9 protein-coding genes are annotated in these 7,139 nt (G+C 42.1%); 7 read left to right on the top strand and 2 right to left on the bottom strand.

Features of this window, described 5'->3' with window-relative positions:
- Positions 1-186 precede the first annotated feature (186 nt).
- Together MHN02_RS09220 and MHN02_RS09215 are read right to left on the bottom strand one after the other, a co-directional pair.
- On the bottom strand, positions 187-507 hold the full coding sequence (locus MHN02_RS09220; protein ID WP_239219053.1) for a hypothetical protein: 321 nt from the start codon (positions 505-507) through the stop codon (positions 187-189).
- Between the two features lie 431 nt (positions 508-938).
- Positions 939-1,601, bottom strand: coding sequence for a hypothetical protein (locus tag MHN02_RS09215; RefSeq protein WP_239245684.1), 663 nt, complete (start codon positions 1,599-1,601; stop codon positions 939-941).
- Positions 1,602-1,994: 393 nt separating this feature from the next.
- Here MHN02_RS09215 and MHN02_RS09210 point away from each other — a divergent pair, with 393 nt between their 5' ends.
- The 7 genes from MHN02_RS09210 (at position 1,995) to MHN02_RS09180 (ending at position 7,138) form a co-directional block, all read left to right on the top strand.
- The gene (locus MHN02_RS09210; protein ID WP_239245681.1) at positions 1,995-2,558 is read left to right on the top strand and encodes a recombinase family protein; all 564 of its coding nucleotides are present in this window, start codon (positions 1,995-1,997) and stop codon (positions 2,556-2,558) included.
- Between the two features lie 892 nt (positions 2,559-3,450).
- Positions 3,451-3,645: a hypothetical protein gene (locus MHN02_RS09205; protein WP_239245678.1), complete on the top strand. Its 195-nt coding sequence runs from the start codon at positions 3,451-3,453 to the stop codon at positions 3,643-3,645.
- Positions 3,646-3,837: 192 nt separating this feature from the next.
- Positions 3,838-4,599 carry a hypothetical protein gene (locus tag MHN02_RS09200; RefSeq protein ID WP_239245675.1) on the top strand — a complete coding sequence of 254 codons (762 nt, stop codon included), beginning with the start codon at positions 3,838-3,840 and terminating at the stop codon, positions 4,597-4,599.
- Between the two features lie 4 nt (positions 4,600-4,603).
- Positions 4,604-5,362 carry a hypothetical protein gene (locus MHN02_RS09195; RefSeq protein WP_239245672.1) on the top strand — a complete coding sequence of 253 codons (759 nt, stop codon included), beginning with the start codon at positions 4,604-4,606 and terminating at the stop codon, positions 5,360-5,362.
- Between the two features lie 16 nt (positions 5,363-5,378).
- A complete protein-coding gene (locus MHN02_RS09190) occupies positions 5,379-5,843 on the top strand; it encodes an RNase H family protein (protein ID WP_239245669.1) in 465 nt (154 codons plus the stop codon).
- Positions 5,844-5,900: 57 nt separating this feature from the next.
- Complete coding sequence (locus tag MHN02_RS09185; protein WP_239245666.1) at positions 5,901-6,242, top strand: hypothetical protein; 342 nt, start codon at positions 5,901-5,903, stop codon at positions 6,240-6,242.
- Between the two features lie 182 nt (positions 6,243-6,424).
- Complete coding sequence (locus MHN02_RS09180) at positions 6,425-7,138, top strand: hypothetical protein (protein WP_239245663.1); 714 nt, start codon at positions 6,425-6,427, stop codon at positions 7,136-7,138.
- The last annotated feature ends 1 nt before the right edge of the window (position 7,139 follow it).

Raw genomic sequence — 7,139 nt, 5'->3', positions numbered from 1 at the left:
TTTTTGATCGGATAAAACCGAAATAGGCGATCGGATTAGACCGAAATCAGTGATCGGATTGAACCGAAATGGGTGATCGGAATGGGCCGGAACATGCAGCGATGCTTCAGGTTGAGTTTCGCATAGGTTTTATTGATGTAGCATATGTAAAATATAGTGAAAGTGCTGAATAGGAACAAACCAGTTTTACAGTAATTCCACCGCATTGGAAAACTCTGCGCCTGAGGCAATGGCGAATCGAGCAAGCGATTCTGATATTTCGCTATTGACTAATGCTACAGACTTAGGCCATACCTTATGCCAGAATGGTTTGATTCGATTGTTCCAGTATTCTTTTTTTTGTTCACCGGCTGCCTCTACAGCTTGAACAAGTGCCTGAGCGCATTCTGCTAACCCACTTGCAGGAAAAGCCGCGAACGCTTCTTGATATTCGGCTTGACTAAAGTTGTCCGTCATGTCTAACGCAGCAAAGGTTAAAAATACTGCATACTGTTCTACGTTTTCCATGTTCACTTCTCCCTTTTAATCGTTTCACTATGAATTGTGCTAACCACATTGCCTCATCAAACTTAGAGGTCTTAAGCGATGCGACAAAATGTGACGAGTCGAGGGTAAGGTAGCTTAATTTTTGAAAAACGAGATTTTTTCTTATACGAAAATAATAATTTTTAGAGTTTTTAATGCGGTATAGATATAAAGGAGTGCGCAACATAATTCACCTTTTGCGTGGCAAAGTTATGTGGCAAAAAAGAAAACCCCATTTTTAAAATCAGATAAACTGTTTTAAATCATGGGGTTATAGTATTTGGCGGAGAGAGAGGGATTCGAACCCTCGATACGAGCCTTAAACACGTAAACCTCTGATATAAATAACAATTAATATTCAAAAAGGAGTCAAACTGTACCACCAAGTCGTACCACCATCAATGACTAAATTATCATTTATAACCAACCCAATCCCCCTTGAAGTTAATATCAACTTCAAAGGTTTCGTCAATAAATGCTTCACTTTCTGTCTCACATTCAACACTAGGTTTATTCTCCCACGAGTAACCTAAATGTACTTTTGCAATATACTTCATATCTTGACGTAGCTTTTCTTTAATCTGCTTCGCATCACCTAACTTTCTCACATTTTCAGTGGAATAACCCCAGTGAAGAAAAGGTCTAAAATCAGAGGTTACAGATAGCTTCACAAGCATGTCTTTACAAAGAAAGGCTGCATTATTCATATTTGGCTTTAAATTAGTTTGATATTGCGATGTCCAAGTTCCCTCAGCGACAATTAAAAACTTAGCTTCATCTACTGCAAAATCAACATACCCACTTCTTTGCACCAACGGATGAGCTATATATGAGTCTTCTGGGTCTAACTTTTCTAACTTCCCTTTAAACACCACTCCTACTCCCGCGCCTAAATCAGCAAAAGCATCCTTCGCCACGTATACAGAAACATTTTGATTCATGTTGAACATAGTAAAGTCAAAAAGGCTCACACTCTCATTCATTAAAACAAGCTGGTAGTCTTTAAGGCTTCCACCTGCACTCACACTCAAGCTAAAGGTAAGAGTGCTCAAAAGAGCTAATATTTTCACTTTCATTGTAACGTCCTTATAAATATGAGCTCTCAAGATACCACCAAAAGTTTGACTACAAAAATCTGAGAGGCCAAATCGACAATGATGAAGCCTCAACTCCCCCCATAGGGTGCCTCTATGCACCACAGGAACACCGCTGAGACAATCTTCAAGTCAGTCGCAAAGCTCATCTTGACAAGGCACGAGAACAACGCGCAGACTTTGTTGGTGGCTTGTTTGAGTGACTCCCTGACTTAAGCAAGAAAAAGTTAAAGCACAAGAAACGGCACGAGTACGCTCTGCCATTCTGTCCACCAAAGTAAACTTTTTTGAACTTACCTATTGACCGTTCACTTACCGTTCACTATCTTGTTGGTCACTTAATCTTTAGACTTTATTGAACAGGATGGATTTATCATGACAGGTCAACTTATCGGTTACGCACGAGTATCTACCACAGGCCAGAAGTTAGACGTTCAGTTAGACGCATTGAAGGCGAAAGGCTGCACAAAGATTTACCAAGAGAAGCGCTCAGGTAAAACAGCAGACCGTCCAGAGTTAGAGAAGATGCTTGATTACGTGCGTGAAGGTGAAGCCATTGTTGTGACCAAGTTAGACCGTTTAGGTCGTTCTGTGGCTGACCTAGCGAATATCTCGAAGTTACTCGATGATAAAGGCGTAGGTCTCATTGTAATTGACCAAGGCATCGACACAACCACACCACACGGTAAGCTCATGTTCCATATGATTGCTGCTGTAGCTGAGTTCGAGTTGTCTCTACGTTACGAAAGACAGATGGAAGGCATCGCTAAGGCGCAAGAGAAAGGTATTAAATTTGGACGTAAGAAGTCTGTAGACCGAGAGAGAGTCCATCAGCTACGAGAAGAAGGCTTGAGCATGGCTAAAATTGCTGAAGAATTAAGCTGTAGTAAGGGAGCGGTGCATAAGATAATCAGTGAGCCCATAAACCAGAGTAATTAATCCAGCTAATTCGATCACTGAAACTTATAGTTCGTGTGGTCTGTCACTCCTCTACAAGACATCTTCAGCACTATCATAACGGAGTCTCACGCTTAACTGCTTGAGGCTCTTTAAAGCTTTCTCAGATCGAGTTGTCTCACCCAATGCAATCGTATTAGTTACGCCTAGAAAAGCCCGTAGAGAGCCGCTGTCGATCTGTAGTGAGACTATGTGTCCGCACTTATCGCTTGTCCGTTGGTTAGACCTAATGACCATAAAATCCTTTCAGATTTATTATATTTAACTAATGTTCTCTCAAGCCAGTAAAATCAAGGGATACACGACTCCCTGACTTAAGAGAAAAGGAAGCGAGTCTAATCGGGATGACTCCCTGACTTAAGCAAGAGAAAATACGGAGGAAGCACAGATGAACACACACGAGCATACATGCTTGAGGCAGTCTCAACGACTGTAACCCTGCATTCGACATTAACACCTAGCAGATTTGGGGGGGCTGCTAACGGTGGTCGCATGTGGGAAGGGGGGTCTATAAGATTATCTTTAAGACTTCTAACAGTCTTTCATCTACATATTAACTAATTAGTTATATCTATATACATAAAGTCTTATAGATTAACTATAAGACGTCTTAAAGATTGTCTTAGTCATACCTTACTCATGTGTATTGGTTCATGTGTGTATGGTCTAACTTGATTTATTTACTCATATCCTTCTAAGCCTATGGACTTGTGCTCTACCTCCAGCACTTGTCCTAGGCATCCTTTCGTTCACTGAATACAACCACAAGAGGGTTCTCTGTAGGTAAGCCCTAAGATACCTACATGCAGCCTGAGAGCCTTCTTGTCTTTGTATTCATTTATTTTCTCGAAACTTCAACTATAGGAGAAACACTATGACTGACATTAACATTGTATACGGCCTTATGCGTGACGGTAAGATTATCGCTATGGATGACGGTACGGTGACATTTACTACGCCTGAGAAAGCCCTCGATGCTAAGAAGACGCTTAACTTCGAGGAGTCGAAAGGTGTCTCTACCAAGGTTCAAGCATTCACACTATCACGTACTGTAGTTGCTGGAGGCTAACGATGAATGCACTAGGTAAACCACACAAAGTTGTGTCTCAGCCTTGCATCAACGTGTATCTAACCAGTAAGAACTTCGAGACCGTCCAGAAGTACCAAGCACGACTTCAAGACACTAGAGGTGTGAAAGTAAGCGCTAGTAGTATCGTGAATGAATGTATCCATAATTACTTAACTAACAAGGTTTAAGGCTATGACAACTTCCACATGTAAGGTGTGGGGTTGTTCTCGTCCTATCGATAACGCTAAGTACGGCAAGCACTGTAAGCGACACCGTGAAGCTAATCTGCACAACGGTCATCCAACGTTTAAGCCACCAGCACTATCCAAGCGCTATGCCTCTTACAACCAAGAGCTAACTAAAGCTTTTCACGGTGGTAAGCAATGGTACTTAGAGGCTGACTTAACTCACTACGAGAAATCCTTTGGTGGCTTGCTAGATGAAGCTGAGAAGCTCAAAGCACTATCACCGTATAGGCGACTCGGTGACTTACCAGTTCGCTCTCAGTTGCTGTATCTGCTCAAAGCATCAGTTGAAGCAGTAGGTAGGCATGTGACCATGAAACAGTGGTTGTGTATCTACCTCGCTGCTTGGTTCAAGAAAGACCTGTTCCCTAACAGGAAGACCTTAGCAATCTTTGTGTGCCGTAAGAGCCTTGTGAGGATGATTAACATGCCTCAGCACATCACAAGGACAGGTAAAAAGAGGCGTTATCGACTGAACGCTAACAGAGCCTTGAAGATGCTAGACATTCTTGAGCCTATCTTCGAGTTATCGCATGTGCCAATTAATAATCTCGGCCTTTGGACTAGGCATTACACATACAAGCTGAACCTATCCAACATCCAGAAGCGAGTTATGAGAGAGAAGCACGAGAAGAACCCTTTTCACGCCAAACAACTTAACCGAATTAAAACCATTAAATCCCTTGAACGAAAATACTTAGGAGGATAAATCCATGAGCAAACAAGCTGACATTATTAGAGAACTACAAGACAGTCTAAGAGAACTACAAGACCGCATTAACGCTAGTGAAGCTATCTGCAAAGATTTACTAAGTCACTTGTATAACAGCGAAGCACAAGGTCGCATTAAGTTCGATGACTACCGCATTAAGTACACACAAGAAGCTATTGAACGTCGAGAAGCTGAAGCCAAGGCGAAACAACTTCGAGACAACTTCAACACGGCTAGGGCTGACTTCAGAGATATGGCTGAGGCTAACTTCTGGACTCTTGTTTTCCTGAACGACAAGGAGCGTCAAGAGAAACTAGACGACATCTGGAGCACTATCACGGATAGCTTGGTGTTGCCTGAAGATGCTAAACGTCCTCAACACATTGTGCCTGAACTGACAGTAGACCAGCTTATTAGTCGTCGTGCTGAGTTACTGGATTCAATTAACAGAACTAACGCTACTCAGTACTACGACACCATTGAGCACTGTAACCAGTCTAAAGCTGATTTTGGGCTGAACATGAAGCGTGAGCGAGACAAGCAGGTTGCTGAGATAAATCGCAAGGATGGACTTTCGGAGTCTGTACGACAACGGCAAGTCAGTGAGACACAAGCTTACTTCAAGCGTGAGATTCAGAAGCACTTGCTCGAAATGAACAGACAAATCAGTTCAGCAGAGGTTGGCCTTAAACGTCTTGAAGACTGCAAAGCAGAACTAGCCAAGGTTCAACAAGCTCTAGCTAAACAGTTAACCCATTAATCGGAGGAATTAGGATATGAGTACACTAACGCCACGACTTATCTTTACTGACGGTGCAGCGCCTAACAACCAGAACGGATGTAAACACGGTGGCTTAGGCGTTGTCGTGTTGAACGACCAAGAGGAAGTCTTGGAGACCTACAAAGCACGAGTAGAGCCAGTAGAAGGCAGAGAGACAACCACTAATGTTCGTTGTGAAATGCTGGCAGTCATCAAGGCTCTCGAACTGGCAGAGTCAGAAGACATTATCCACACAGACAACGACATGATTGCTAAGGGCTACAACGAGTGGCTCAAAGGGTGGAAGCTGAAAGGCTGGAAGACTGCCAGCAAGAAGCCTGTAGCAAATCAAGACCTATGGCAACGTATCGATAAGCTGAAGCAAGAGAAGCCTTCAGTCGTCGTTAAGTGGGTTCGAGGTCATAGCGGTATCTACGGCAATGAACTTGCGGATAACTTAGCGACTGACGCTGCGGCTTAACACTTTTCTTAACCACTCCCTGACTTAAGCAAAAACAATTATTGGAGGATATTGAATATGAGCAAAGAAATCACACTGAAAATTAACGGCAATGAAAAGACTTTCTACTCCACTGAAGACGGTTACTTCTGCCTGAATGAGGTATGGGAAGATTTTGACCTGAAAGCCTCTCAACATCCAGCGGAGTGGTTAGAGGAAGTTGAAAACAGACCAGTCGAATTAGGTTACGCCTATGACCTGTCTGAATATAACGCAGGCATTTGGGCTACAAAGAGAATCTTATTTATGTACGCGGGTTGGGTCGATATTGAGTTCTTTATGACAGTAATAGAAACATTCGCTGCGTTGACTCATGGTGAGACTGAAAAAGCCTCTGAACTAGCCTCAATCTGTTCCTAAAACGATCTTTACGACCTCCTGAGAAGATTTATCTCCTTAACTAAGGCATTCCCAATGCTAGAGAAAAAACTATCTTGAATCGCCTTTCAGGAGGTCTTGTTAATTAGCTTTACCCATTGATTATCTTGAATCTGTTGTATGGTTTAATAGAGTATGTAGGCAGAAATCTTTTCGGAGTAAATATGAAAATGGTGTGTAAAGGATGTGGTGAAAGTCGAAAAGGAGTTAGGTCACACATAATACCTGAGTCATTTTTCAGAGTAATCCGCGATAATGATTATACACTCAAGATAATATCTACTCAGCCCGGAGAATATTCAAAGAAAGCTCCCATTGGAGTTTATGATTCCGGTATATTATGTAAGAACTGTGAAGACCTATTTTCTAAACTAGACGATTATGGTGCAAAAATTCTAATTAGCAGGAAAGAATTAAAACCTCTCTTTTCGAACAATAGCACTGTGGGCTTTATGCTGAACGGTGTTGATTATAGATTGCTCAAGTTGTTTTTCATTTCGATTTTGTGGAGAGCTTCAGTTTCAAATATGCCATTTTTCAAAAAAGTGAAACTTGGAACTCTTGAACACGAGGCCAAAAGACTAATTTGGAGTGGGGATTCTGGCGGTGAGCATACTTTTTCATTCGTTTTAGCTAAATTCACGGGTGACAGTTCATTCAATAAAGCGATGCTCTATCCATACCCAAGGCGCGTCGCTGGAACACTTTATTATCTATTCTATCTCGCGGGATATGTTTTATACATAAAAGCAAGTTCTAACCCGACCCCTAGGGTCTTTCGAAAGTTTATCAGTAACTCCGATGAACTCATTATCGTCAATAGGGGAGACCTCTTGGAGTCAGAGGAATTTGATGTGCTTAAACAGGGTAATGTCTAAG

It is taken from the genome of Alteromonas sp. CNT1-28, from assembly GCF_022348345.1.
Lineage (GTDB): Bacteria > Pseudomonadota > Gammaproteobacteria > Enterobacterales > Alteromonadaceae > Alteromonas > Alteromonas macleodii.
Note: the sequence above shows the minus strand (reverse complement) of the source record. Positions and strands in the feature narration are given on the sequence as shown.